This window comes from Ruegeria sp. D7 (assembly GCF_056534355.1).
The window spans coordinates 29,646-54,960 of record NZ_JBQFPG010000018.1 but is presented as its reverse complement, the minus strand read 5'-3'; the positions used below and the strand labels follow the sequence as shown (position 1 = coordinate 54,960).

21 protein-coding genes are annotated in these 25,315 nt (G+C 59.2%); 5 read left to right on the top strand and 16 right to left on the bottom strand.

What is annotated here, in order from left to right; translation table 11 throughout:
- Positions 1 to 29 precede the first annotated feature (29 nt).
- From ACRZ9U_RS19265 to ACRZ9U_RS19245, 5 genes are read right to left on the bottom strand one after another with little or no spacing between them, the layout of a single operon-like run.
- The gene (locus ACRZ9U_RS19265; protein ID WP_170408219.1) at positions 30 to 1,040 is read right to left on the bottom strand and encodes an Ldh family oxidoreductase; all 1,011 of its coding nucleotides are present in this window, start codon (positions 1,038 to 1,040) and stop codon (positions 30 to 32) included.
- 13 nt (positions 1,041 to 1,053) lie between these two features.
- Positions 1,054 to 1,683, bottom strand: coding sequence for a DUF3726 domain-containing protein (locus tag ACRZ9U_RS19260; RefSeq protein ID WP_170408218.1), 630 nt, complete (start codon positions 1,681 to 1,683; stop codon positions 1,054 to 1,056).
- Positions 1,680 to 3,362 (bottom strand): hypothetical protein, encoded by a 1,683-nt coding sequence (locus ACRZ9U_RS19255; protein ID WP_170408217.1) that lies wholly within the window; start codon positions 3,360 to 3,362, stop codon positions 1,680 to 1,682. The genes ACRZ9U_RS19260 and ACRZ9U_RS19255 overlap by 4 nt, the downstream gene beginning before the upstream one ends.
- Positions 3,362 to 4,339 (bottom strand): membrane dipeptidase, encoded by a 978-nt coding sequence (locus ACRZ9U_RS19250; RefSeq protein ID WP_170408216.1) that lies wholly within the window; start codon positions 4,337 to 4,339, stop codon positions 3,362 to 3,364. Before ACRZ9U_RS19250 ends, ACRZ9U_RS19255 begins: the two co-directional genes overlap by 1 nt.
- Positions 4,339 to 5,781, bottom strand: a complete 1,443-nt coding sequence (locus ACRZ9U_RS19245) for an aldehyde dehydrogenase family protein (RefSeq protein WP_170408215.1) — start codon at positions 5,779 to 5,781, stop codon at positions 4,339 to 4,341. Before ACRZ9U_RS19245 ends, ACRZ9U_RS19250 begins: the two co-directional genes overlap by 1 nt.
- Before the next feature lie 99 nt (positions 5,782 to 5,880).
- Between ACRZ9U_RS19245 and ACRZ9U_RS19240 the strand changes: the two genes are divergently transcribed.
- The gene (locus ACRZ9U_RS19240) at positions 5,881 to 6,753 is read left to right on the top strand and encodes a LysR family transcriptional regulator (RefSeq protein ID WP_170408214.1); all 873 of its coding nucleotides are present in this window, start codon (positions 5,881 to 5,883) and stop codon (positions 6,751 to 6,753) included.
- 28 nt (positions 6,754 to 6,781) lie between these two features.
- On the opposite strand, the gene ACRZ9U_RS19235 is transcribed toward ACRZ9U_RS19240, so the two are convergent.
- From ACRZ9U_RS19235 to ACRZ9U_RS19215, 5 genes are all read right to left on the bottom strand, one after another.
- Positions 6,782 to 7,027, bottom strand: a complete 246-nt coding sequence (locus ACRZ9U_RS19235) for a MoaD/ThiS family protein (protein ID WP_170408213.1) — start codon at positions 7,025 to 7,027, stop codon at positions 6,782 to 6,784.
- Positions 7,020 to 9,275 carry a xanthine dehydrogenase family protein molybdopterin-binding subunit gene (locus ACRZ9U_RS19230; RefSeq protein ID WP_170408212.1) on the bottom strand — a complete coding sequence of 752 codons (2,256 nt, stop codon included), beginning with the start codon at positions 9,273 to 9,275 and terminating at the stop codon, positions 7,020 to 7,022. Before ACRZ9U_RS19230 ends, ACRZ9U_RS19235 begins: the two co-directional genes overlap by 8 nt.
- Positions 9,275 to 9,754 carry a (2Fe-2S)-binding protein gene (locus ACRZ9U_RS19225; protein WP_170408211.1) on the bottom strand — a complete coding sequence of 160 codons (480 nt, stop codon included), beginning with the start codon at positions 9,752 to 9,754 and terminating at the stop codon, positions 9,275 to 9,277. Before ACRZ9U_RS19225 ends, ACRZ9U_RS19230 begins: the two co-directional genes overlap by 1 nt.
- Positions 9,751 to 10,617 carry an FAD binding domain-containing protein gene (locus tag ACRZ9U_RS19220; protein WP_170408210.1) on the bottom strand — a complete coding sequence of 289 codons (867 nt, stop codon included), beginning with the start codon at positions 10,615 to 10,617 and terminating at the stop codon, positions 9,751 to 9,753. The genes ACRZ9U_RS19225 and ACRZ9U_RS19220 overlap by 4 nt, the downstream gene beginning before the upstream one ends.
- A gap of 129 nt (positions 10,618 to 10,746) precedes the next feature.
- Entirely contained in the window at positions 10,747 to 13,959 is a 3,213-nt protein-coding gene (locus tag ACRZ9U_RS19215) for a reductive dehalogenase (protein ID WP_480902711.1), read from the bottom strand.
- Between the two features lie 77 nt (positions 13,960 to 14,036).
- On the opposite strand from ACRZ9U_RS19215, the gene ACRZ9U_RS19210 reads away from it, so the two are divergent.
- On the top strand, positions 14,037 to 14,939 hold the full coding sequence (locus tag ACRZ9U_RS19210) for a LysR family transcriptional regulator (protein WP_170408208.1): 903 nt from the start codon (positions 14,037 to 14,039) through the stop codon (positions 14,937 to 14,939).
- On the opposite strand, the gene ACRZ9U_RS19205 is transcribed toward ACRZ9U_RS19210, so the two are convergent.
- On the bottom strand, positions 14,930 to 15,781 hold the full coding sequence (locus ACRZ9U_RS19205) for a LysR substrate-binding domain-containing protein (RefSeq protein ID WP_170408207.1): 852 nt from the start codon (positions 15,779 to 15,781) through the stop codon (positions 14,930 to 14,932). The genes ACRZ9U_RS19210 and ACRZ9U_RS19205 overlap by 10 nt on opposite strands.
- 103 nt (positions 15,782 to 15,884) lie before the next feature.
- Here ACRZ9U_RS19205 and ACRZ9U_RS19200 point away from each other — a divergent pair, with 103 nt between their 5' ends.
- Positions 15,885 to 16,586 carry an SDR family oxidoreductase gene (locus ACRZ9U_RS19200; RefSeq protein WP_480772143.1) on the top strand — a complete coding sequence of 234 codons (702 nt, stop codon included), beginning with the start codon at positions 15,885 to 15,887 and terminating at the stop codon, positions 16,584 to 16,586.
- A 2-nt stretch (positions 16,587 to 16,588) separates the two neighbouring features.
- On the opposite strand, the gene ACRZ9U_RS19195 is transcribed toward ACRZ9U_RS19200, so the two are convergent.
- From ACRZ9U_RS19195 to ACRZ9U_RS19185, 3 genes are read right to left on the bottom strand one after another with little or no spacing between them, the layout of a single operon-like run.
- Positions 16,589 to 17,860 carry an NAD(P)/FAD-dependent oxidoreductase gene (locus tag ACRZ9U_RS19195; RefSeq protein WP_170408205.1) on the bottom strand — a complete coding sequence of 424 codons (1,272 nt, stop codon included), beginning with the start codon at positions 17,858 to 17,860 and terminating at the stop codon, positions 16,589 to 16,591.
- A 41-nt stretch (positions 17,861 to 17,901) separates the two neighbouring features.
- Positions 17,902 to 18,936, bottom strand: coding sequence for an ACP S-malonyltransferase (locus ACRZ9U_RS19190; protein ID WP_170408204.1), 1,035 nt, complete (start codon positions 18,934 to 18,936; stop codon positions 17,902 to 17,904).
- Positions 18,933 to 21,125, bottom strand: coding sequence for a thiamine pyrophosphate-dependent enzyme (locus tag ACRZ9U_RS19185; RefSeq protein ID WP_170408203.1), 2,193 nt, complete (start codon positions 21,123 to 21,125; stop codon positions 18,933 to 18,935). The genes ACRZ9U_RS19190 and ACRZ9U_RS19185 overlap by 4 nt, the downstream gene beginning before the upstream one ends.
- A 217-nt stretch (positions 21,126 to 21,342) precedes the next feature.
- Between ACRZ9U_RS19185 and ACRZ9U_RS19180 the strand changes: the two genes are divergently transcribed.
- A complete protein-coding gene (locus ACRZ9U_RS19180) occupies positions 21,343 to 22,242 on the top strand; it encodes a LysR substrate-binding domain-containing protein (RefSeq protein WP_170408202.1) in 900 nt (299 codons plus the stop codon).
- Positions 22,243 to 22,249: 7 nt separating this feature from the next.
- On the opposite strand, the gene ACRZ9U_RS19175 is transcribed toward ACRZ9U_RS19180, so the two are convergent.
- Together ACRZ9U_RS19175 and ACRZ9U_RS19170 are read right to left on the bottom strand one after the other, a co-directional pair.
- Positions 22,250 to 23,002: a nuclear transport factor 2 family protein gene (locus tag ACRZ9U_RS19175; protein WP_170408201.1), complete on the bottom strand. Its 753-nt coding sequence runs from the start codon at positions 23,000 to 23,002 to the stop codon at positions 22,250 to 22,252.
- 216 nt (positions 23,003 to 23,218) lie between these two features.
- The gene (locus ACRZ9U_RS19170; protein ID WP_170398374.1) at positions 23,219 to 24,376 is read right to left on the bottom strand and encodes an acyl-CoA dehydrogenase family protein; all 1,158 of its coding nucleotides are present in this window, start codon (positions 24,374 to 24,376) and stop codon (positions 23,219 to 23,221) included.
- 219 nt (positions 24,377 to 24,595) lie between these two features.
- Between ACRZ9U_RS19170 and ACRZ9U_RS19165 the strand changes: the two genes are divergently transcribed.
- Positions 24,596 to 25,237, top strand: a complete 642-nt coding sequence (locus ACRZ9U_RS19165; protein WP_170408200.1) for a pyridoxamine 5'-phosphate oxidase family protein — start codon at positions 24,596 to 24,598, stop codon at positions 25,235 to 25,237.
- Positions 25,238 to 25,315 lie beyond the last annotated feature (78 nt).

Below are 25,315 nucleotides of genomic sequence, written 5' to 3'. Positions count from 1 at the left end.
TGAGCGTCCCGGAGCTTCGCCATCGAGCCCTACGTCAGCAGAGCTTCTATTTTGTCGAGGGTCGCTACACTGACAGCCACACCATCGTTCTTGGCCACCAAACGCTTTGCCTGGCGGCCGTCACCGGGCAAATGTGCGCCGTTCTGAGATCGGATCGCTTCGACAAGATCGACAATTCTGGAAGAAAATGCGTCATCCGCAGTCGCAGAAGCGTCAATTGCAATAAAGAACTGGCCTGTTTTCGGAGGCCCACCGGCGGTTCCCGAAAAAGGTGAGGCGTGTATCCCAAGCGTGGCACCAGTCAGCGCTGCAGCCAAAACCTCGGTCATCAGGGCAACGCCAACCCCCTTGTACCCACCCGATGGGGCCATGGAACCCTTAAGCCCAACATTCGGGTCGGTCGTAGGGTTGCCATCTGCGTCCAACGCCCAGCCAACCGGGATTGGTTTGCCTTCGCGCGCGTGTTTCATGACCTCGCTTTTGGCGATGGTGCTGGCGCTTTGATCGATCAGTAATGCGGGTTGGCCGTCGTTTCCAGGGACCGCGATTGAAAATGGGTTGGTTCCGACCACCGGTTTGGCACCACCGGACGGCGCGATGGAGGCGGGCGCGTTGGTGAACCCAAGTCCCACAAAACCAGCCTGCGCCAGCCGGTAGGTGTGATACCCCAGAACGCCGCAGTTATAGCTGTTGCGGATCGCCAGCACCGCAACGCCCTGCGTGCGCGCCGCAGCGATCAATGCCTCGAACCCCGCGTCGATCGCCGTGTGGGCGAACCCGGTCGCGGCGTCGACCGTCACTACGCCGGGGCGCGGCTGGGACAGCTGAGGGTTGGCCTGACCATCTACCTTGCCGCACTGAACATGTTCGCAATAGATCGGGATATAGGCCAGACCATGGCTCGCTACCCCGTCCGCCTCGGTTGCGGCGGTTGCAATTGCCAATGGACGCGCGTTTTCTTCGCTGGTGCCCGCGGACACCAACGCACGGAAAGAAAGATCCTCGATTTCAGCAAGGCTAAGGGTACGGGTTTCGATCATGTCGGTCTCTCATTCAGTCATTGTCGGAAAGGCCCGCACCGGCACCCAACAGCCGGGATTCTTCGGTGGCGGGCGCATAGGTGCGGTGGGCAAATCGGTTAAGGGTGTCCCAACTGTCCGGGTCCGGTGTTGCGCGGGTCACTTGCGGTCGAGGGGTGGAGAGTTGGCCGCCCAGCGCGATCTGGACGTGATCAGAAAGCGCGGGCCATTCCTGCCCGGCTTCCAAATGACCGCCATCCGTTGCGGCCGAGAACAGGTCGGACGTAAGCGAGATCACGCTACCCTGAGCGCGCGCCGCAGAAGCTACGAAGGGCAGCAGATAGACAGGCACCGCAAGGTTTTGGATACGTATGGGACCTGCGTGCAGCAGGTCAGACCGATCAGAAAGCAACGCGCCCGTAATGATCGGACAAAGCACGCCTTGCCCCGCCCAAGCCGACTGCATCTCAACCGGGCGGTGATTCTTGAGAGAGGCCGCCAGACCTTGCTCCAACAATTGCGCCAGGGATTTCGTGCCATCAATCCCGTGCGCGCATAGCCAACGTGTGGCTTTGCCCGCCTCTTCCGCCAGACCCCATGGATATCCGGCTCCGCGCGCGGCGCGTTTGGCCGTGGCTTCGACCTCATTCAGCGATACGTTCACGATCCTAGCTCCGGATAGACCCACAGATCGGCAGTCTTGCTGCTTAACTCTTCGGGATAAGGCGCGCCAGCATACATGCAGATACGTACCCAGCGGTCTGAACGAGGATCGAAATGCGTGGCGCCAAAGAACGAGAGTTTGGCACGCAGCATGTCGATCGGCAGAACATCCGCGCTGATCGTGTTGTCGCGAATTTCGCCGTAAGGCGCGACGCGGCTCATTTGCGCGCGACGGATCGTGTGGCGGTGTTCAGGGTGTTCAAGTAGGAACTCGGCGATGGGTGCACCATCCGCCCATTCCGAAAGCGCGCTTTCGGCCAGAGCCGCGTCGCGCGCCGGGGCAAGCGGCTGTTCGTAGTCTGCAATCGGCTCGTCAAACCGCTCACCCAGCCGGGGCTCGAGCTTTTCCTCGGACACATACCAAGCGCGCGCGCAGTGTTCGGGCGCGTACCAGTCCAGATCCATTGCCCAGCCAAAGCTGGCGCGGATCAGGTCGCGCACTGCGCCAACGGTCATCGTGCCATCAATCACATGCGCCGCACCGTTGCTGTCCGCCATACAGCTGGTCAGCCCATCGACCAGTTCTCCGTAGGGTTCAAGGATCAGTGAGGCCAACAACTCCTGCCCTTCTTCGCTGAGCGCAGCCTGAGACCACTTTATCAAGCGGTCCCAAGGCTGATTGCCCGTCAGATCGGTCTTGTCGAGATAGTCCGATATTGCGCACAAGTCAGCATTCAGCGCCGCGAGCTTTTCGATCTGGATTGGATGCTCGGACTTCCACCACGAGATCGACAATCTGCTACGGGCGAAGATGTTGCGAAACTTGGCCGCTTCTGCCTCTGTTGCGGTCTCAATGGACCGAACCCGCGAGATCGCCTCTTCCCGGACCATGATCCAGTTGTTGAACAGGATCGGGTGATTGACGATGAAAGGCGCCATACCTAGCCCGGTCGAATTGCCTATACCCAGCCAACGCGCGATTTCCGGGTTCAACTCTGCGGTCTGGTCGCCACCCTTGGTGCGGGCCATATGTTGCACCAGATCGCGCACGAAGGTCCGCGTCAGGTAGACCGAAAGCATCTCGGCCTGAAATGGCGCGCTGACTTCGTCTCGGTCTGCAATCCTCTCACGATCCGCCGCGCCGAACTTGCCCGAGCCATAGACGGCGGTTGTCCGCATCAGGTAACCGATCTTGTAAATCTGTTCGAGGTCGGGCTGCTGACCGGTGGCAAGACGATCCACAACATGTGCCCACAGACGCACCGAGCGGTTGGCCCGTGACAAGGACAGCTCGCTTTCGCTTACACGCCCGGCCTCTTGCAGAGGTACGTTTTGCGAAAGCCGCTCAATGTCTTCCGGGTCAGGAATTCCGTCAAACAACGCAAAGGTCGCGTCCCATGCCTCGGCGATCACACGATCCGAGCGTTGCTCGGGTGGCAGATCATGGGCAAACGCCACCAACGAATAAGCGCGTTCGGGACCTTGTGCGGTGTAAACCGCGTGACCGACGCCCTTTTCATCAATCAGGAAGACCGGGCGGGTGAATGTCCAGTTTTCGGCAGCCATCCGACGGGTCAATTGCCGCATAAAACTAAGACGGCATTGATGCAACGATCCTAGACGGGACAGGCGCATCACAGTGGCCGGGTCGCGGCGTGCGATATGCGGGCTTTGGTTCATCATGTGCCTTGTGGACCAAAATTATCGGCAAAGAAGCGGTACCAGTTGCCGCCCATGATCCCCGCGACCTCGTCGGAGTTCATGCCAGTGGCGCGCAAGCCGGACTCGATGTTGCCGAAGTCGCGATTGTCCCGAAACCAGCCCGGCATGGGCGGGAAACCGGGGGCCGAGGCCGAACCCTCGCCATAGTCGATCTGTTTTGTCCAGCGCCCCACGCGCATCCATTCAACCACACTGTCGGGCTGATCTTGACACAGGTCGGTGCCAATCCCCAGATGCTGGGCACCGTATTTCTCAGCCGTTCGGGCGATCATCTCACAGAAACTCTCCAACGTGCAGTCGGACTTGTCCTTGAGGTGATGAGGATAGACCGAAAAGCCCAGCATCCCACCATTTTCCGTCACCGCCCGGATCACCGCATCGCGCTTGTTGCGTAAAGCGGGTGACCATTCGTGCGGATTGGCATGGGTGATGGCGATGGGGCGCTCGGACAATTCCGCCGCTTCGATGGTCGACCGATCCGCCGAATGGCTCATATCGACAACAAGGCCCACGCGGTTCATCTCTTTGATCACCTGCTTGCCCATGCGGGTGATGCCGGTGTCTTCGGCCTCGTAACAGCCGGTCGCCAGCAGCGACTGGTTGTTATAGGTCAGCTGCATGAAGCGAGCGCCCAGATCATGCAGAACCTCAACCAGACCGATATCGTCTTCGATCGGGGATGGGTTCTGAAACCCGAAGAACACAGCCGTCCGCCCCGTTTCGCGCGCGATGTCGATGTCGCTGGCCCAACGGCCTTTCATGATCAGGTCCGGGTATTGCTCGAACCAGCGATTCCACTTTTCAAAGTTCAGAACGGTTTCGCGGAAATTCTCATGATAAGCGATGGTGACGTGGATCGCATCCACGCCGCCTTCGCGCAGTTGGCGGAAAATCTTCTCCGACCAGTTGACATATTGCAGCGCGTCGATACGCATCAGACGGGGCCTGCGCTGATATAGGCGGTCTTGACGGTGGTATAGAACTCTGCCGCTGCTTTGCCTTGTTCGCGCGGCCCGTACGAGCTGTCGCCGCGACCGCCAAAGGGTACGTGATAATCGGTGCCTGCCGTAGGCAGATTCACCGTCACCACACCAGTTCGCGCATTGCGGCGGAAATGGGTGGCACGGGCCAGCGATTTAGTCACGATGCCCGAGGTCAGGCCGAAATTGGTGTCGTTCACCACACTCAGCGCCTCGTCATAGCTGCCAACCTTGATGACGCTGGTCAGCGGCGCGAACATTTCCTCGCGGTTTATGCGCATGTCGTTGGTGGTGTTCAGGAACACGCCCGGCGACATGTAGAAGCCCTCATGCGGCATCTTTAGGCGCTGTGCGCCGCAGGCCAGTTCGGCCCCTTCAGATTTACCCAGATCGACATAGGCGAGGTTCTCGCCTAGTTGCTGCTGGCTTACGACGGGGCCCATCTGAACACCTTCTTCCAGCGCGTGGCCAACTTTCATCGCCTGCGCGCCTGCGACGAGTTTCTCGACAAAAGCATCATGGATGTCTGCATGCACCACCAGCCGCGACGAGGCGGTGCATTTCTGACCGGTGCCGCCGAATGCGCCGCCCAATGCCAGCGAAACCGCAAGATCCAAATCCGCGTCGTCCATCACGGCCAGCGCGTTCTTGGACCCCATCTCCATCTGAACTTTGGTCAGGTTCTGGATCGCCGCCGCCGCGATGCCTTTGCCGACCGGAACCGAACCGGTGAAGGAAATCGCGTTGACCTTGGGGCTTTCGACCAGACGTTGGCCAATCGAACGGCCCGAGCCCATCACCAGGCTGAACAGACCCTTGGGAATGTCCTGACGTTCGATGATCTCGGTCAGGGCCACAGCCGAGGCAGGCGTGATGTTGGCCGGTTTCCACACCACAGCGTTGCCATAGCACAGCGCGGGCGCAATCTTCCAAGAAGCGGTCGCGGTGGGAAAGTTCCACGGGCTGATAATGGCGACAACACCCACCGCTTCGCGGCGCACGTCAATCTCGATGTCGGGGCGAACGGAGTCGGCGTTTTCCCCAATCTGCCGAAGACATTCAGCGGCGTAGTAGGTAAAGAACTGACCCGCTCGATAGACCTCGCCCTTACCTTCGGCCAGCGGTTTGCCCTCTTCCCGGCTGAGCAACGTGCCCAGTTCCTCGGCGCGGGTCATCAGCTCGTTACCGATGGCGTTCAGAACGGCCTGCTTACGTTCCAGCCCATAGGCAGCCCATTCAGCTTGCGCGATACGCGCCTGATCCAGCGTCGCTTCAAGTTGGTCGCTGCTGGCTTGCGCGAACATACCAACCAGGTCAGTCAAATCAGAAGGGTTGCGGTTTTCGATTTCGCTTTCGCCTGCCAGCCATTCGCCAGCGATCAGGTTCAGTTTGGTCACAATGCGCCCCAGAGTCTGAATTCGTTTGTCACAGGATGGATTTTCCGATGCACATCAGTCAAACTCAAATAACTTAAACAAACTTCAAGGAACCTGAAGTTGGCAATCAAGATTGAGATGCTGCGTTGCTTTTGCACGGTGGCCCAGACCGGGAACCTGTCCGAGGCCGCCGACCGCCTTGGTCGAACGCAATCAGCCGTCTCGATGACATTGAAGCAGCTCGAAGACCATCTGGGCAAAAAGCTGTTCGAAGGCGAGCGCAAGAACCAGCTTTCCCCGCTGGGTGAGCAGGTACTCGATCTGGGCTTGCGGCAAGTGCGCCAATTCGATCAGACTGTCCAGAATATCGAGGCCGCCGCGCTGGCTGAACAGGGATTGATCCGGATCGTATCCGTCCCGTCGGTTGGCGCGTTGATCTTTCCACCACTATTGCACCACATGAGCAGCGAATCCCCCGGGGTGAAGATCGAGCTGCGCGACACCGACACGCAGCAGGTGTTGGATGCCATCGCTCAGGATCAGGCAGATATCGGAATCGCATCCGGGTATCACGCCCTTAACGGCATCCAAACCATTCCGCTATTTCAGGACTCCTTTGGATTGGTCGCGGCCTCGGATCATCCTCTGATCACACGCGCTGAACCGCTGACTATCCCCGACATGGCCACCGCGCCCTTTGTCCGAAACATGTTATGCGATCTGATTCAAACGCCGGCTTTCCATACGGCAATCAAAAACGCCGAGATCACAATTCACAACACGCATTCACTTATCACACTAGTGCGATCGGGCGAGTGGATCACGGTGCTTCCTCAAACCGTTGCCGAATTCTTGCCGGAGGCGGTGTCTTACCGCCCGATCACGGACCTTCACGACAAAAGGCAAGTGTATCTCTATGTCCGCGAGCGTTCGCGCTTCCAAGATCTGACCGAGCAGTGTTGCGCGTTCATCCTATCCCGTGATTTCGCGTGAGGGAGGGGGTCGATTAGACCTTTCGCCTTCAACCGCCCCTGAGACGCTGCATCAGATAAACCTCGGCACCTTCCGGAATCGGCTCAGACAGTCCGGTCGCGATGATGCGCCCGTCCAACGCCACCGAGACCCCAGCATCGATCGGTGCCTGCAGCCGGGGATGTATACGCACCAGTTCCTGCAGCAATTCGCCCGTGGTGGCGGCCTCAACCTCGACCACCTCGCGACCCCCGGTCAAAGACCGGAGGCTAGACCAGAGGTGGACCTCAACCATTGTCCTTGAGCGCGGCAAGAATGCGCGGCGGGGACATTGGCAGTTGCTTCAGGCGTACACCGGCCGCGTTGGAGACCGCGTTGGCGATGGCGGCCAACGGCGGCACGATGCCGGTCTCTCCCACACCACGCACACCGAACGGGTGGCCGGGGTTGGGCACTTCGACAATCACCGTGTCGATCATCGGCAGATCGCTGGCGACCGGGATGCGGTAATCGAGGAAAATCGAGTTCTGCAAGCGGCCATCCTCACCATAGATATATTCCTCGTTCAGCGCCCAGCCGATGCCCTGCGCAGCTCCGCCCTGATACTGGCCTTCGACATAGGTCGGGTGGATCGCCTTGCCCGCGTCCTGAATGACCGTGTAGCGGGTGATGCTGGTCTTGCCGGTTTCCGGGTCGACCTCGGCATCCACGATATGGGTGCCAAAGGATACACCCGCGCCTTCCGGCGTAGCCTCGAAATGGCCCGAGATCGGGCCGCCGGTCGCGCCCATATGGGCGGTGATATCGGCCAGCGGGCGCGGATCGAAGTCACCGGCATTGGGGCCTGAGGGCACGGCACAACCGTTCTCCCATTTCACCGCATCAACCGGAATTCCCCAACTGGCCGCTGCGCGGGCACATAGCTGCTCGACCGCATGGCGCGCCGCCTTGATTGTCGCCAGACCCGAGGCATAGGTCACGCGACTGCCATGGCTTACGTCATTGTAACCCAGCGTTGCCGTATCGGCGACGGTCACGCGGATATTCTCGTAGGGGATACCCAGAACTTCAGCTGCCATCAGAGCCATCGACGCACGTGATCCGCCGATGTCCGGTGTACCGACCATGACTTGGGCCGAGCCGTCCTCGGACAGCGCCAGAGATACCGAGGTCTCACCACCATGGTTGAACCAGAACCCACAAGAAATGCCGCGCCCTTGCCCCGGCTTCAAAGGGGCCGAGTAATGCGGATGCGCCTTGGCGGCCTCAAGCGTTTCGACAAGACCTATACGCTCATAGGTCGGGCCATAGCTGGCTTTGGTGCCTTCATGCGCGGCGTTTTTTAGGCGCACATCCACCGGGTCGAGGCCGAGTTGATTGCACAGCTCATCCAGAACGGACTCGACCGCAAACGCACCCATCGGAGCGCCCGGCGCGCGATAAGCGGCCTGTTTCGGGCGGTTGGCCATCACGTCATAACCGACCTGGCGAACGTTGGTCAGGTTGTAGGGCGCAAAGGCACACATGGCGGTCATGTCGCCGGGTGCACCCGGGAAGGCACCACCCTGCAGGCGGAAGATGCCTTCGGCTGCTGTGATGGTGCCGTCCTTTTTCATGCCGATCTTGATGTCCATCGACGCCGATGAGGTCGGGCCGGTCGCACGGAACACCTCGGACCGGGTCATCACGATCTTTACGGGGCGGTTGGCCTTGCGGCTGAGCGCCAACGCAACCGGTTCGATGAACACAGTGGTCTTACCACCAAAGCCGCCGCCGATCTCAGACGCGGTCACACGCAGTTGTGAGGTTTCGATGCCCAGCAACGCCGCGCAGGTTTTCTGTGCGATCCAATGGCCCTGGGTGGTGCACCAAAGCTCACCTTTGCCGTCAGTACCCAGAGACCCCATGCAGGCATGAGGTTCAATGTAACCCTGATGGGTTGCCTCGGTAACGAAGCTGTCCTCAATTACCAGATCCGCCTCGGCAAATCCGGCTTCGACATCTCCGTGGCCGCTTTCGTGATAGCGCACCACGTTGGGGTGCATCCCCTCAGGCACCGAATAATCTGCCGCACCTTCGCGGATGACAGGCGCGTCCGGTGCCATCGCCTTGTCCACATCTGTGACGTGGGGCAAAACTTCATATTCAACCTCGATCAGCTTCAGCGCATCGCGCGCCGCCAAGGCTGATGTCGCTGCAACTGCTGCAATCGCGTGGCCGTCATACAGAGCCTTTTCGCCCGCCATGACATTTTCCAGCACGTTCCAGAATTCCCCTTCCAGCCCCGGCTTGAAGGGGACATCGGCGAAATCGGCGCGGGTAACAACGGCTTTGACGTCTTTGTGGGCCTCGGCCTTTGAAGCATCAATCTTGACGATCCGCGCATGGGCATGGGGTGAACGCAGGATAGCGCCATGCAACATGCCGGGGGCTGAGATATCCGCACCGAACTTGGCGCGGCCCGTCACCTTGTCCAGACCGTCAGGGCGGTCAGGGCGGGTGCCGACAAACGTGAAGTCAGATTTGCGATCGTCCAGTGCCATTACGAAGCCTCCCGCATCTCAGCCGCCGTATCCATCACGGCGCGAATGATTTTGTCATAGCCGGTGCAGCGGCAGAGGTTGCCCGCCAGCCAGTACCGGGTTTCCTCTTCGGTGGGATTGGGGTTCTTTTCCAGCAGCGACTTGGCCGCCACCAGAATGCCCGGGGTACAGATGCCGCATTGCAGGGCGGCATACTCAATCATCTTCTTTTGCAGCGGATGCAGGACGTCGCCGTCCGCGATCCCTTCAACTGTTTCGATCTGCTTGCCCTCAGCCTCGACGCCCAGCATCAGGCACGAACACACCAAACGGCCATCGACGCTGACCGAACAAGCACCGCAATCGCCGGTGCCGCAGCCCTCTTTCGCGCCGGTCAGGTTCAGCTTGTCGCGCAGACAGTCCAGCAGGGTTTCGCGCGGGTCGCAGAGGTATTCGACCGCGTCCCCATTCACGGTGGTGGATACGTGGAACTTACTCATACGTCTTCTCCCTTTGCGCGGGCATAGGCGATTTTTGCGGCGCGCTTGGCCAGAACGCCAGCAACTTCGGTGCGGAATGCAATAGTGCCGCGTTTGTCATCGATGGGATTGCAGGCAGCCGAGGCCGCTGCAGCGAGCGCGTCCAGCGCCGCGTCATCCAACGTGCTGCCGATAATCGCTTTCGCACAGTCTTCGACCAGCAGTACGGTCGGCGCGACAGCGCCCAGCGAGACACGCGCTTCGGTGATGGTATCACCATCCAGCCGCAAGCTTACGCCCACACCAACCACCGCGATGTCCATCTCGGTGCGCGGGATAAAGCGCAGATAGGCGTCACCGGCGTTGTCGCCACGCGCTGGAATGTTGACCGCCGAGATCAGTTCGCCTTTGGCCAGTGAGGTCTTGCCAGGTCCCGTCGGGATGTCTTCGACCGCCACCTCTCGTGTGCCGTCCGGGCCAGTCACGGTAACCGTAACGCCTGCCGCAACCATCGCTGGCACCGAATCCGCCGCCGGAGAGCCATTGCACAGATTCCCGGTCAGCGTCGCACGCCCCTGTACCTGAGTCGATCCAATCAGGTCCATCGCCTCGACCACACACGGCCAATCGCGGCCCAACGCGGCGTGCTCGCTCATCTCGGCGCCGGTCGCGGCGACGCCCAGCTTCCAGCTGCCATCGGCATTGCGGGTAATTTCGCTAACGCCATCGATCTTCTTGATGTCGATCAGCGTATCGGGCGTCACCAATTCCGAGCGCAACTGCACCAGCACATCGGTGCCGCCTGCCAGAAACCGAGTGATGCCCGTTGCATTTGCGGCCAGAGCCGACGCCTCGGCAAAGCTGGCGGGGCTGTGATAATCCATGAAAGTACCTCGCACCTGTTGATCAGGATAGACTGGGGTTCGCCGGGGACGTTAGTGCAGCAAGTCGGCGGCGTCCATGGCTGGAACGACCAATTTTTGGGATTCAAAATGTCGTTTTATCGAGAGCAATCACAGATCGATCTCGATCACCCCGTCTGCCCGGGCCGCCCGGCTTTGGCACAGTATGATCGCACCTTCGCGTTGTTTTTTGGACAAAACGAAATCGCGGTGTTCGATATCACCTGAAATCACGTCACATTTGCAGACCCCGCAGATCCCATCAGCGCATTTCACATCCACGTGAAAGCCCGCCTCATTAAGTACCTGCGCCGCATCTTTGTCAGCGGGTACAGTCAACTCCCGACCCGATTTCGCCAATTTCAGAGTGAACGGATGGTTCTCATATTCGGGCTGTTCCGGCACCGAGAAATATTCGAGATGCCGTGCACCTTCCGGAAACCCCTGCCGTTCGGCTGCGTGAATGACGCTGTCCATATAGCGGTCGGGGCCGCAGGTATAAACGTGCCATCCGTCCTGATATCCTTCCAGAACAGCCTCCAGATCGGCCCGCGTGCCCTCGTCCGAGAAATGATAGTGCACGTGATCGGCCCATGGCATAGCCGCCAGATCGTCCAGATATCCGGCACCTGCTCGTGTACTTGCGGAATAGTGTAACTCGAACGGTTTGCCCATCGCATGTAGTCGGTGGGCAAAAGCAATCATCGGCGTGATGCCAATACCACCGCCCATCAGGAAGGTTTTGGTTGCAGTCTCGTCCAGCTCAAAATGGTTTATCGGCTTTGAGATGAAGACCTTGCGCCCTTCGTTGAAGATGCGATGCAGCAAGGCCGAGCCGCCGCGCCCCTCATCCTCGCGCAGCACGCCGATCTGATAAGTGTTGCGGTCGGAGGGATCGCCCGACATCGAGTACTGCCGCAGGAATTCGGGCGAAACCAGCACGTCCAGATGCGCGCCCGCAGTCCATTTCGGTAAGGGCGCACCGTCGAGGGTTGAGAACTCGTACTTGGTGACATCCGAGGTCATCTTGTCGACCTTGGTTAGTTCCACCCGCATCACTGGCGCGTCCCCTGCGACCTGATAACGGTGGATCACAGACATATCGCCTGCCGCTTTGCGCGCTTTGTAGTCTTCAGCTGTGACCATCGCCTCATAGGCGGCAATTCCGGCTTCCCGGTCCATGTTGAAGGGATAGGGCCATGGGTGCGGAGCGAGCGGAGCGGGGTAGACAGCAAGCGTCTGATCCTCGTACTTCAAATCGAGGTCTTTTTGTAGGTCCCGCCGGTTCAATGGGTGCTGCGACGGGCGATAGGCCCCGTCAGGTTCCAGCTCGATATCCCACCACCATTTCTTGATGTTATTTAGACCACCATTGCCGACCGCATCATCCAGTTTGGCCAATGCAGGCGCGGCCTGCGGAATATTCATCGCGGCCCATCGGAACGGGCGTTCCTTGAATATACCTTCGAGATTCCACGGGCAGGTCTTCATGCATCGTCCGCACATCGCCCCCCCGGGCGTGGTGATACGGTAAGTGGCGCATTTCTGGCTGTCGGATTTCCAGATTTCATAGCCGTTGAACATCAGCTTTGGCCCGGCAGTGATCGCGCCCGAAGGGCATTCCCGAGCGCATTTGTTGCAGCTTTCGCAAAACGTCTGAAGGCCGAAATCGATGGGTTTGTCATGCGTCATCGGCATGTCGGTTGTCACGACACCGGATTTCAGGCGCGGGCCAAGATAGGGGTTCAGGATCACCTCACCGATCCGACTGACCTCGCCCAACCCCGACAACAGCAGCAGCGGTGGTTGCAGCACCTCGCCATCCATCACCGTATGCGCCTTGGCCTTGTAGCCGAGATTTCGGATTTGCTGCGCGATCACGCCCCCCAGCAGTGAAAACCGCAGATAGGCGCGCATGGATTGGGCCACGCTGATCCAGTCATCCCCGCTGGCGCCTTCCATCGTCTCATAGCCCTGGTCGATGATCATGCTGATCGCCTGATCATGGGGCGGAACGATTTCTTCTCCGGTGGCGTCATGGGAATACCAGCTCCACTCGGGGCACCGGCTGAGCCCGACCGCATCGACCCCAAGGAAATAGGTTGCAGCCTTGATATTCGCGGCATTTCTTTCGGTATCTGTGGGCTGTACAGCCTCGGCGCTGTCACCGTCCTGCAGCAAAACAAATGCGCCCAGCGCGCGGCGTTGGGCGAAGCTGGGGGCGGATTTGCGCACGTAATGCCCGCCCTTGGTCGCGTCCTGCAGCGACTTACCCATGTCGCCGAACTGAGCCCGCGCAAACATGTCTGCGCGTTTGGGCACCCGGGCTACGTTTTGCTCGTCGATATAGGTGGTCGGTGTTTCGACTCGTTTGAGGTTTTCAAAAGGATGTGCCCCGTCCACATAGCGCCGCTTGGCAAAGGCATCCCGGTTCAGAGCGTTCTTGGCGAAGCCTGCACCCAGCCACCATGCAGGTCCTTGCGTGCGGAACCACGGTTGTTCGGCCAGCGGTCGCAAGGGTCGGTCATGCGCGATCTCCATTTCGGTGGTCACAGCGGCCAATCCGAACCGCTTACCCAACCAAGGCACCACAACCGCACCATCCTCAACCGAGGCCAGACCCGAAGCAACTGCCAGCTTGCCCAGATCAACCTCAGAGGACATCGCCGTATGCGCCCGCGCATCGAAACCCAGGAGGCGGATGTAGTTGGCAATGACCACAGCATTCTCGGTGGCAAGCAAACAGGCGCGGTGATCCTGCGCATCCATGATCCAATCGGACCCGGGCTCCGAGGGGTCCGGATCGCGGTTGAACTCATACAGAAACACGAGCGTATGGCGATGGCGGTCCATCGGGTGTGGCGCGGCCTCCATGCTTTCTTTTAGATCCGCCATGATCACATCGATTCCCGAGGCCAGCGTTTTGGTTTGCCGCGTCCTAAGCGCATGTGCCAGCCGGTCGATATCCGGGTTGCGCCGAGGCTCAGACAACATCGCCTCCGCGGGTAGCGGCCCGCAGCCCATCATCGACGCATCGTTGAAATAGCCAAACGCTTTCAGATGGTTGGCACGATCTGCTGGGTTGGCAGGGATTTCTGAAGCGACGGGGTTCACAAATCCATCCCGGATTGCGTCCATCATCGCCTGAAACTCACCCATCGCATTCACGATGCTTTCGGGCTGCTCGGGCTTGCGAAAGCTAAGCGCACACATCGGTTCGACCTGCGCCAGATCAGGCATCCGATCCAGCCGCGCCAGCCGTTCCAGCGGGAACGGACCCATGTGAACAGGTCTGTTCTTGTCCGAGAAAAAGCGGATCCCCATCGCGCGCCTCCAGTTAGCTGCCCTTTCCCCTACCCCGGCATGGACACCAAATCCATTCATGAATAATCATAAATTGTATGAGCAGAATTGATTTCACAGATCTGGAAGGCAAGGTCCTACGGGTGTTCCTGACGATACTCGAAGAAAGCTCGGTGTCGAAAGCTGCCGACCGGTTAGGGGTGACGCAATCGGCCATCAGCCATACGCTGGGCAAGTTGCGGCAAGTGCTGGGCGATCCACTATTTGTCCGATGCGGACAGGGGCTGACCCCGACCGAACGCGCTTTGTCGTTGAAAGAGCCGGTGCAACAGGTGCTGGACAACATGCGCGCCCTGACCGAAGGTCGCCCGTTTGATCCGCTGTCCGAACAGATGGACATTCAGGTCGCCACCAACGACATGCCGCGTGAGTTGATCTTTCCCGAACTTCTGCGGGCGACACGCGCCGAAGGCGTCAGGTTGCGGCTGGAGTTCATCCCGTCGGGTGTTCCCGACCCGGACTTGCTGCGCAGCGACCGGTGTCAATTGATGCTCACCCCGCTGCCACCGGACGGGCCGGATATCTTTCAGAAGCGGCTGATCACCAGCCCCTTTTTGGTATTCTATGATGCCGCTCACCGTGATCCGCCTGAGGATTGGCGCTCCTATTGCAACAGCGATCATGTCGAGGTGCGATTTGCCGACGGGCGCAACGCCCGTGCCGTGATGCGTGGCGTGGATCAAAGCCAGATCAGACCGCCCGTCGTAACCCTGCCGCATTTCAACGCGATCCCACCTTTCGTGAAAGGCAGCGACCTGATCTCGACCGACACGGCGTTGATGAAGCACGGGCCGCTTGCCACGCTGGACAGCGCGCCTTTGCCGTTCAAATGCGAACCGGTGTCGATCTATATGGTCTGGCATCAACGCTCGGCCAACGACCCAGCACATCGTTGGTTACGGGAACGAATAGACGCGATTGCAGCCACGCTTCAGACCTGAGACAGCAGCCATTCACGCATCTGTTTCACCAACTCTGGCTGACGTGGTTTCTGCGGGGTGACGATGAAAAAGCTCAAATCGTCAACCAGCACCTCAGAGAGCGGCTGCACCAACCGACCCGAAGTCAGTTCCGCAGACACAAGTGGCGCATTGGCAAGTGCAAAGCCTTGCCCCGAGACAGCGGCGTCTATCGCCAGACTTGTCTGGCTGAAACTCATCATCCGTGGCTTCCCCTCGACCCCGGCGCGTTCAAGAAACAACGGCCACAGCCCATGGGAATCACTGAGCAAAACGTGTTGCATCAGGTCGTCTGGACCTGAAATTTGCGATGCGAGGTCCGGACTGCCCACGACAACGAATTCGGTGGAGAACAAAGGTGTTGCTTGCAGATCTCGAGCAACCTGTGAACGGCTCTGGCGTACTGCAATATCGATTCCATCAGACTGGAAATCCGCCAACCGCTCGCGCGCGTCAACCTGCACTGAGATATCGGGGTAGCGGGTCACAAAATCGTTCAGACGCGGAACCAGCCATTTTGAGGCAAAGCTGGGCGTGACCGAGATCGTGATCTGCTTTTGGTCGGTCAGATCATTTACAGCCTCTTCGATCAGCCGAAATGCCCGGCGCAGTGGCGCGTGGAACCGACGCCCCGCTTCGGTCAGGCGCAACCCACGCGGAAGGCGTTCGAACAGCGCCGTCCCTAGCCGCGCTTCCAAGCCGCGCACCTGTTGCGCAACGGCCCCTTGGGTTACGCCGATTTCTTCCGCAGCAAGACGAAAATTCAGATGGCGTGCCGAGGCCTCGAAGGCGCGCATCGCGTTGAGAGGTGGAAGAGCGGGCATAGCTAAACTGTAGATTTTCTACTGTCGCTGCGCAACAGAACTGATTGGTCAAATCGAGGTTGCTGCGCCATCTTCTCGCGAAACAATGCATAGGAGCGTGAAGATGGAAAAAGTAGCTTTGATCACCGCAGGCGGCAGCGGCATGGGCGCGGATTCCGCGCGCAGACTGGCGGCTGATGGCTTCAAAATCGGCATCCTGTCCTCGTCGGGCAAGGGCGAGGCGCTGGCACATGAATTGGGTGGTGTGGGCATCACCGGCTCGAACCAGTCAAATGATGACCTGCAAGAACTGGTTGATGCAGCAATGTCCCATTGGGGGCGGATCGATGTACTGGTGAACTCAGCCGGGCACGGACCCCGCGCAGCGGTGCTTGAGCTGACCGATGAGGACTGGCACACCGGCATGGATGTCTATTTCATGAATGCCGTAAGACCTACGCGGTTGGTGACCCCTATCATGCAAGCGCAGGGCGGTGGATCGATTATCAACATCTCAACCTTTGCTGCGTTTGAACCGGACCCGGTTTTTCCAACCTCGGGCGTATTCCGCGCCGGGTTGGCGGCCTTCACCAAGCTGTTCTCGGACAAATACGCCGCCAACAACATCCGCATGAACAACGTCCTGCCGGGCTTCATCGACAGCCTTCCGGAAAAGGAAGAGTTCCGCGCACGTATCCCGATGGGTCGCTACGGGCGCAGCTATGATGAGATCGCCTCGGTCGTGGCTATGCTCGCCTCCGAAGGCGGAGGCTACATAACCGGGCAGAACATCCGCGTCGATGGCGGCATCACCCGGTCTGTCTGAATTCAGAACCGCGCCTTAACAAAATGCGTCAGCGCCGCGCCGGTTTCGAAGAAGGCGCGGCGCAGGCCAGTCCAGTTTTCGCTATACTCAGCCACTGACGGAACCGGCAGCAAAGACGGATCGTCCTTCAGCAGGCTCTCTGCCATCAAGCGCCCGAACACGGTGCCCGGCCCGATCCCGCGACCAGAAAACCCATGCGCGGCTAACGCATTTGGCCCGATCTGAGTGATTTTGGGAATGTGATCCGAAGTCATGGCAATCCGCCCATGCCAGCCCTCAATCAACGGCTGATCCGCCAGTTGCGGATACAGCGCCGCCAGTTTGCGCCTGATCCAGGATTTGTGGGCAAATCCTCCGGCGCTGCTTAGATCCCCCATGCCGCCAATGACGAACCGCCCCGTCTGATCCAAACGGAAGGATGTCATGATGAGGCCGGTATCCCAGCATCCTTCTGCCTTCGGCAATATGCTGGCCCGCAGGTTATGGGACAGCGGCGCGGTGGCGTATTGGAAGTAGTAGACCGGCACATAGTCTGGTGCCGTATCGGCGATGCCCTGATGATAAGCGTTGGTCGCCTGAATGACCGATCTGGCGCGTACGGTTCCACCATCCCCCTGCAGCACCCAAACCCCGCCTTCCTGCCGCAAAGATCGAATCGGGCTTTGCGTATATATCTGCGCCCCCGCATTCTGTGCGGCGCGGGCCAGTCCCACCGCATAGCCCAGCGGCTGAATTGTACCCGCGCGGGGGTCAAACAATGCGCCGTGGACTGCCGGGCTGCCCGTCCGCTGGCGCGACGCGTCAGGATCGAGCAATTCGACGGGCGCACCAGAAGCGCTCAGCTGTGCGTGGCGTGTACGCAGATCACCAAAGCCCGAGGCCGAATGAGCACAATGCAACGTGCCTTGCCGCTCAGGCTCGCAGTCAATCCCGTGCGCTTCAATCAACTCGAACACGTCTGACGGCGCGTTAGCCAGCAGATCGATCAACCGATCCCCCGCCATTTGCCCCAGATGCGACCGAATTTGATCGGGTGGCAGCCAAAGCCCTGCGTTGACGAGACCGACATTCCGCCCCGATCCACCATGGCCGATCTGATACGCTTCGAGCAGGCACACCGAAGCCCCCGCTTTTGCTGCGGTCAAGGCCGCAGAACACCCGGTGTAACCACCGCCGATCACGGCAAGATCAACGCTTACGTCATCAGACAGCTTTTGCGTGTCGATACGCTCGCGACAGGTCTGCCGCCATAACGATTGATCATAGTCGCGCATGCCCGGGCCTCGCCAAAGTTTCGCCGATCATCAGGCTGGTCTCAGTTGGTTGCAAGGGCGCGCTGGTCAGCCCGCCCCATGGCGATGAGGAATGGATCCGCCTCCTGATGCGACTGGAATGACGCCTTGTCGGTCATGCCCCGCCAGCGCCCCAGTGTTAGTGACTGCGCCACCGCGCCGCTCAGCGTTGCACCGGGGCCGGTGACGATGAACAGATCGGGCGCGAACTCGCGTGCGGCCGTCTGGATCGCATGGGTGAAGTCATAGGTCTCGCTCACCTGATGGCCCAGCGTGTAGTCCCACAACTCACTCGTGTCAGTTGCGCCGGGCCACCAGATTTTGCCACGCCCGTCAATCATCGGGAACTTGGGCTGAGCAAAAAGATCAGAACTCAATTGCGCCCGACCTTCCGCCGCCACCGGGGCCTGCAGCGCCGTATGAAAGGCGGCGTGATTGGCCAGCCGCAATGGGAACCGATCCTGCACGGTGGGGTGTGCCGCCTCAAACGCCGTCAGACCCGCCTCATTGCCTGCCAATACCAGCATCCCGCCCAGATCGATGGAAAGCGCCAGAGTGTGATCGTGCAACGCATTGATCCTCGCCACCTCATCCAGCAATGCGGCTTTGCGGGCAGGATCATTCGCCCATGTCTCATCGACGAATGGGTAAACCAGTTGACCGCCGATCAGGTGCTTCTGCATCAGCGTGCCCATCGTATTGACCACGCGAAACCCGTTCCCAGGGGTCAATGCCCCTGCGGTGGCCAGCGCAATATACCAGCCCATCGAGTTACCAGTGACGGCGACGACTTCAATATCGTTGGCCAATGCCTGCGCATCGGCCAACGCGGCAGCATAGATCAGGGGTGAGGCCACATCGCCGCGCGAGTACTTCCCGACGCTAAAGCGATCAGCCCCATCCAAGGCAGTAATCGCATCCTGTCCGGTTCCGGCGCGAATGGCGTCGAAGCTGCGGAACAAGTCCATACGATCCGAATGATGTTGGTGCAGATAGCCCAGCTCAGGCTTGTTATAAGTGCCCCGGCCCGGGCAGATCACAACGGCGGTGCGGGTCATGAGGCTGCTCCTGTCAAAGCCAGCGCTGCGGCAACGATACCGTCTTTCGAAGGAAGAGGCGCGGCATAGGCCGGGCCGGTTGCGATAAAGCAATCCTCGGCCACAACGCGGGCGGTTGGGGTGGAGGGACTTTCTTCGGCGAAGAAAGTCATCAGCGCTTCGGACTGACTGCCGGTCTTGCGGCATTCGTCGACGATCAGAACATGCGCGCATGTTTTGGTGGCTTCACGCAAGGCCTCCTCTGGCAGAGGAGCTAGCCAACGCATATCGATAATCCGGGTTTTTAGACCCGCCGCCTCAATTTCGGGCAGGGCCTGTTGCGACAGGTAATGCCCGTTGCCATAGGTCACGATGGCGAGATCGGTGCCGTCCCCGTGTACTCCCACCTCGCCCAGCGCAATTTTCTGATCCCGCGCAGGATAGGTGGTCATCCACCCGCCATCCTGCGCCGCATGCAGATCGCGCATCGGGTAGAGTGCGATCGGTTCAAGAAACACCACGACCCGCTGCTCTTCGCGCGCCAACCGCACGCATTCGCGCAGCATCAGTGCTGCATCGGCCCCGGTCGACGGGCAGGCGATAATTACTCCGGGGATATCCCGCAAAACAGCTAGTGAATTGTCGTTATGGAAATGCCCGCCAAAGCCCTTCTGATATCCCAGCCCCGCAATTCGCAGCACCATAGGGTTGGTGAACTGCCCGTTCGAGAAGAACGGCAGGGTTGCCGCCTCCCCCCTGATCTGATCCTCGGCATTGTGCAGATAGGCTAGAAACTGGATCTCAGGGATCGGGATGAATCCGTTATGGCCCATACCGATCGCGAGACCCAGAATGGACTGTTCATCCAGCAGCGTATCAATCACGCGGTCCGGACCAAAGCGTTGCTGCAGCTTTTGTGTGACGCCATAGACGCCACCTTTGCGGCCCACATCTTCGCCCATGCAAACGATCTCGGCATGTTCCAACATCAGATCGGTCAGCGCCCAGTTGATCAGGCGGCTGAGCGGCTGCGGCTCATCCATCGCGCGCATATCTGCGCCAAAGGTCTTCGCACGCGCCTCAGCGCTCGGGCCGTTGGTCGCTTTACAAGGGCGCTTAGGCGGGATCAGGCTTGCCATCACTTCGGTCGCATTGGCAAGATGGGGACGGCTGGCAGCCTCTGTAGCTACACGATCCGTTCGGGTGCAGGTATCGCTGTAGATTTTTAACGCCTGATCCGGCGACAATGCACCCGCCTGATCCAGCAGTCGTACGGTGTGCAAAAGCGGATCATTGGCCTCATCCGCCTCAACCTCAGTTTTCGGCAGATAGGTCGTGGGCACATCCGCCCCGGCATGGCCATAAAGCCGCACGGTTCTGAGATGCAGGAAGGCCGGTTTCCTGCGCTTGCGGACATAATCTGCAGCCTCTTTCGCGACCGCATGGGTTTCATAAATGTCCAACCCATTGGCCTGAAAATACTTGATCCCCGGACGATGCTCCATCGACGCCTGAATCCAGCCCTTGGGCGTTTTGACCGAAATCCCGATCCCGTTGTCTTCACACACGAACAGCAGCGGCAGCGGCGTCGATTGCACACTGGTCCAGCCTGCCGTGTTGATCGCCCCCTGCGCGGTTGAGTGATTGGCCGAGGCATCCCCAAATGAACACATCGCAATCCCGTCTTCCGGCAACACGCGATGTTCGGGCGCATGTCGCCGGGCTGCCCCCAGCGCATAAGCCGCACCAACGGCTTTGGGCAAATGGCTGGCGATGGTCGAGGTCTGCGGCGGGATCATCAGCGCCCTTGATCCCAACACCTTGTGCCGCCCGCCCGAGGTTGGGTCCTCTTTCGAGCACGCAAAGCTGAGCAGCATATCCCACGCGATCTGCTGGCCCGGCACCTGTTCGGCACGCGCGATCTGAAACGCAGCATCCCGGTAATGCAGAAAGGCAATATCGCTTGGGCGCAATGCGTGCGCGACGGCGGCCATCCCTTCGTGGCCAGATGAGCCGATGGTGTAGAACCCCTGCCCCGCCTTCTGCATCACCCGGCTGGTCCGATCCAACGCGCGGCTGAGAACTTGCGACCGGAATAGCGAAACGGCTTCAGCATCGCCCAGACCGACGCGCGGTGGGGCTCCGTCGGGAAAATCACGATTTGCGACACGGGTTAGGAAATTCTCATGTACGATCTGGGCGCGGTCCATGTCTCTCGCTTTTGTCTTGTTGGTGTCATCGGCCTTGGGGAACCTCTGCGCGGGCCCGACCCGCTTGCTGATTTGTCCCGCGCTCCGACGTGAATTTCAAGATCGCGGATGGTACGGCACCCGCTCGACCACAAAAGTGATGTGGCGCACCACTCATCGCTCTGGCGGTAGGAAAAAACCAGTGCTATTGCGTTCAATAGGTATGAGGAATTGTCATATGATTGCACCCCGCCGTTTCTTGCCTTCAATCTCGTCCTTGCTTGCGCTTGAAGCCGTAGATCGGCTGGGCAGCGCATCTGCTGCTGCGGCTGAGCTGTCCTTGACACAAAGCGCGATCAGCCGGCAATTGAAGACGATGGAGGATCAGCTGGGCGTGCAATTGATTGAGCGCAGCCAGATGCGATTGCACTTGACGCCAGCAGCCAAAGACTATGTGCAAACCGCAAGGTCTGCTGTTCAGGATCTGGCGCAGGCCGCACTGAAACTCAAAGCCAACCCGGCGGGTGGGTCACTTGATCTATCGATCCTTCCCGCGTTCGGCATGCATTGGCTGGCACCCCGCCTTCAGGATTTTGCGCAACGGCACCCTGAGGTCACCGTCAATCTGGGTACCCGCCTCAAACCGTTTGATTTCATGTCTGAACCATTTGATGCCGCGATCCATTTCGGTCAGCAAGACTGGGCGGGCGTTCAGTATTTACCGATCATGCGGGAAGAAGTCCTGCCCGTCTGCGCCCCTGCCCTTACCGCTGTCAATTTCAATAGCTTGGGTGCTCTCCGCGCCGCGCCACTGCTGCATCTGGAGTCGCGTCCGGATGCCTGGGAGCGCTGGTTTGAGATACAGGGCCAGCCCGTCACCGGCCTACGGGGAATGATGTTCGATCAGTTTTCGACCATGATTCAGGCCACGATTCATGGGTTGGGCGTGGCTCTGTTACCGTCATATCTGCTGCAGGATGATTTGCGCACCGGGCGGCTTGTCCAGGCATGGGACGGGCCGCGCGTGAGCCTTGGCAGCTATTATCTGGTCTGGCCGAATGACCGCTCGATGCCCGAGCCTCTACGGTCTTTCCAAGCCTGGATCAGTGAACAGATTGGGGCAGACGCCCACGCCTAACGCGGCCTTAGAACTTGCCGTTGTCATTTTTCCATTCGCTGCGTGGTGCAATGGACTCAACCGTGTCCCAGTGTTCGACGATCTTGCTATCTGCAACGCGGTACAGATCATAAAATGCGCTGTGAGTGCCCTGATATTCACCTTCGCACACGGTCAGTACAAAATCCCCTTCCGCCAATACCCGATGCAGATGCTGATAGTTTAGGGCGTTCCTATCGGCCAATGCGGTCCTCAAGGCAGTCAAGTCATCCGAGAGCTGCGGGCTGTGTTCTACGTAAGCGGAAGTGTTGATACAGGCCTCTATCTGGTCGAGATCCCCGGCAATCAACGCGGTTTCGACGAAGGCGCGAACAAAGGCCCGGTTTTCCTCGGTTTGCTCGACATCCCGAACTTCGGTCGGACCATCCACCATACTGTGATCCGAGCCGTTTGGCCCCATCCGTTTCTGGATATTGTCCCAATGCTCTACCGCTTGCCCGTCTTCGAACCGGAACACTTCGAAGCCGATATTACGACGCGAGAAATCATATTCCGTATGCGCAAATACAAAATCGCCGTCTTCAAAGGCGCGTACGATATTCACGCGCGGTGAGGTCTGGGACAGCCGTTTGAATAGGGATGCAAGCCCTTCGCTGCCTTCATGGGTTTGAGGATTGTGCTGGATGTATCGTGCTTCATTTACCACCGAAACCGGACCCGGATCGCCCGTTTCGATGCTTTTGAGCAAGGCAGATATGCGATCTTTGTTGGACTTCTCCATACCGGGTTCCCTTCAGGTCTGACTACTCCGTGATCACAATGGCAGGCGACGTGTCAGGCATCAACGCCAGCAACAGCCAAACCCTGCGCGGCCTTCGGCCTTGCGTCCTGCGGACGGCAGGGGGCCAGGCAGGCGCGGGCTGCGTCCGCGCCTGCCTGGCCCAACGGGAGGAGACGTTCCGTAAGGAATGTGGACGACGGGCGGGAGTGTTTTGGTTCAGACGTCCAGCGAACGGGCGATGAGCTCTTTCATGACTTCATTCGTCCCGCCATAGATCATTTGGACCCGCGCATCCGCATAGAGCCGCGCGATTGGGTATTCCATCATGAACCCATAGCCGCCGAACAGTTGCAGGCATTCGTGCATCACTTCGTTCTGCACCTCAGAGCCCCAGTATTTCACCATCGAGGCCGTCGCAGCATCCAATTCACCGGCCTCCAGTTTTCCAATGCAGTCATTGACGAAACTGCGCAGCACCTCGGCCTTGGTCTTACACTCGGCCAACTTGAAACGTGTGTTCTGGAAATCCATCACCCGTTGTCCGAACGCCTTGCGCTCCTGCACGTAGTCCACCGTCTGCGATATGGCGAAATCGATCGCGCCCAGCGCCATGATCCCGATGGTCAGCCGCTCCCACGGCAACTGTTTCATCAGTTGATAAAACCCCTGCCCCTCTTCCGGACCCAGTAGGTTGGTCATTGGAACTTTGACATCCTCAAAGAACAACTCGGCTGTGTCGTTGCCCTTCATTCCCAGTTTCTTGAGGTTCCGCCCCCTCCGGAATCCATCAGCCCCGTCGGTTTCGACCACAATCAGAGAGACACCCTTCGCCCCTAACGACTTGTCAGTTTTGGCAGCCACGATAACCAGATCAGCCGATTGCCCGTTGGTGATAAATATCTTGGACCCGTTGAGCCGATAAGAATTGCCATCCTTCTCAGCGGTCGTCTTCACGGCTTGCACATCCGATCCCGTGCCCGGCTCGGTCATGGCCAGCGCGCCGATCATCTCACCCGAGGCCAGTTTCGGCAGCCACTTCTGTTTCTGATCCTCACTGCCATAAGCGGTGATGTAGTGGGTCACGATAGACTGGATGCCATATCCCCATCCTGCGTCCCCGCGCGCAGTCTGCTCATACAAAGTAACGGAATCGAAACCCATCCCGCCGCCGACGCCACCATATTCCTCAGCAATCGAACCGGCCATCAGACCCGTCTCTCCCGCCTGCAACCAAAAGGTACGATCAACCGCCCCGTTCTCGGCCCATTTCTCGGTATTGGGTACCAAGGCATCATCCATGAACCGGCCCGCCATTTCAGCAAACATTCGGTGTTCGTCAGTAACCCAGGCGGCGGTGCTGGTAAAAAGCGACATCAAATAGCTCTCCAGATCAGGTGTTTGCCCAAAACTAGCCGGGTGTGTGATTCCTTCCAATCCATGTGACGTGGCGTCCAGGACAGATGCTACGCAACGTCCTTGGCAACGTTGCCGAATTTGGGGCCAAACGTTCACATCTGTGTTCCCACGCCTGACAGAGCAGGCCATCATCGACCATATTGCGCAAACGCCCTGGAAGACCCAGGAGACAGCATAATGCCCCGCGCCTTTTCTGAACTGACCTTCACACCCGCCGTTCGCGCCCATCAAGAACGCATGGGATCCGCAGCGACCTACGCGAAATTCCTGAGCCGAGGACCAAAACAGGGCCACCAAATCGGACCGATCGAAGAGGCGTTCATTCGCGCCCGCGACGGGTTCTATCAGGCCACCGTCTCAGAAACCGGCTGGCCTTATGTGCAGTTTCGCGGTGGGCCGATAGGGTTTCTGAAAGTGCTGGACCCGCACACCATCGGCTATGCGGACCTGTCTGGTAACAAACAATATATCTCGCGCGGCAACCTGGATGGGAATGACCGCGTGGCACTGATATTAATGGACTACGCGAACCAGCGCCGCCTCAAGATACTTGGCCAGATGACATTCTCGGAAGGTGCCGCAGCAGCGGCTGATCTTTACACCAAAGGCTCCGAGACCGAGGCAGAACGTGCCGCGATCATCAAAGTTGAAGCGCTTGACTGGAATTGCCCCCGCCACATCACGCCGCGCTTTACCGAGGCCGAGCTTCGGCCACATCTGAATGATCTGGGTCAGCAACTGGCTGTTCTGCAATCAGAAAACCAGCGTTTACAGAGGGAATTGGCTGAGCTCAAAGCTGCGGCCGTTTTTCGAAGATGAAATCCGCGCCGGTTCAGATGTGAAACGAATGGCGCGCGATCGCTATGGATCTGAGCGGCAAATTGTGACGCAGGGTTG

Coding starts and splice junctions, on each gene's coding strand:
- ACRZ9U_RS19265 (WP_170408219.1), bottom strand. CDS start 1,040: ATGATCGAAACCCGTACCCTTAGCCTTGCTGAAATCGAGGATCTTTCT.
- ACRZ9U_RS19255 (WP_170408217.1), bottom strand. CDS start 3,362: ATGAACCAAAGCCCGCATATCGCACGCCGCGACCCGGCCACTGTGATG.
- ACRZ9U_RS19250 (WP_170408216.1), bottom strand. CDS start 4,339: ATGCGTATCGACGCGCTGCAATATGTCAACTGGTCGGAGAAGATTTTC.
- ACRZ9U_RS19235 (WP_170408213.1), bottom strand. CDS start 7,027: ATGGTTGAGGTCCACCTCTGGTCTAGCCTCCGGTCTTTGACCGGGGGT.
- ACRZ9U_RS19230 (WP_170408212.1), bottom strand. CDS start 9,275: ATGGCACTGGACGATCGCAAATCTGACTTCACGTTTGTCGGCACCCGC.
- ACRZ9U_RS19225 (WP_170408211.1), bottom strand. CDS start 9,754: ATGAGTAAGTTCCACGTATCCACCACCGTGAATGGGGACGCGGTCGAA.
- ACRZ9U_RS19220 (WP_170408210.1), bottom strand. CDS start 10,617: ATGGATTATCACAGCCCCGCCAGCTTTGCCGAGGCGTCGGCTCTGGCC.
- ACRZ9U_RS19215 (WP_480902711.1), bottom strand. CDS start 13,959: ATGGGGATCCGCTTTTTCTCGGACAAGAACAGACCTGTTCACATGGGT.
- ACRZ9U_RS19210 (WP_170408208.1), top strand. CDS start 14,037: ATGAGCAGAATTGATTTCACAGATCTGGAAGGCAAGGTCCTACGGGTG.
- ACRZ9U_RS19205 (WP_170408207.1), bottom strand. CDS start 15,781: ATGCCCGCTCTTCCACCTCTCAACGCGATGCGCGCCTTCGAGGCCTCG.
- ACRZ9U_RS19200 (WP_480772143.1), top strand. CDS start 15,885: ATGGAAAAAGTAGCTTTGATCACCGCAGGCGGCAGCGGCATGGGCGCG.
- ACRZ9U_RS19195 (WP_170408205.1), bottom strand. CDS start 17,860: ATGCGCGACTATGATCAATCGTTATGGCGGCAGACCTGTCGCGAGCGT.
- ACRZ9U_RS19190 (WP_170408204.1), bottom strand. CDS start 18,936: ATGACCCGCACCGCCGTTGTGATCTGCCCGGGCCGGGGCACTTATAAC.
- ACRZ9U_RS19185 (WP_170408203.1), bottom strand. CDS start 21,125: ATGGACCGCGCCCAGATCGTACATGAGAATTTCCTAACCCGTGTCGCA.
- ACRZ9U_RS19180 (WP_170408202.1), top strand. CDS start 21,343: ATGATTGCACCCCGCCGTTTCTTGCCTTCAATCTCGTCCTTGCTTGCG.
- ACRZ9U_RS19175 (WP_170408201.1), bottom strand. CDS start 23,002: ATGGAGAAGTCCAACAAAGATCGCATATCTGCCTTGCTCAAAAGCATC.
- ACRZ9U_RS19170 (WP_170398374.1), bottom strand. CDS start 24,376: ATGTCGCTTTTTACCAGCACCGCCGCCTGGGTTACTGACGAACACCGA.
- ACRZ9U_RS19165 (WP_170408200.1), top strand. CDS start 24,596: ATGCCCCGCGCCTTTTCTGAACTGACCTTCACACCCGCCGTTCGCGCC.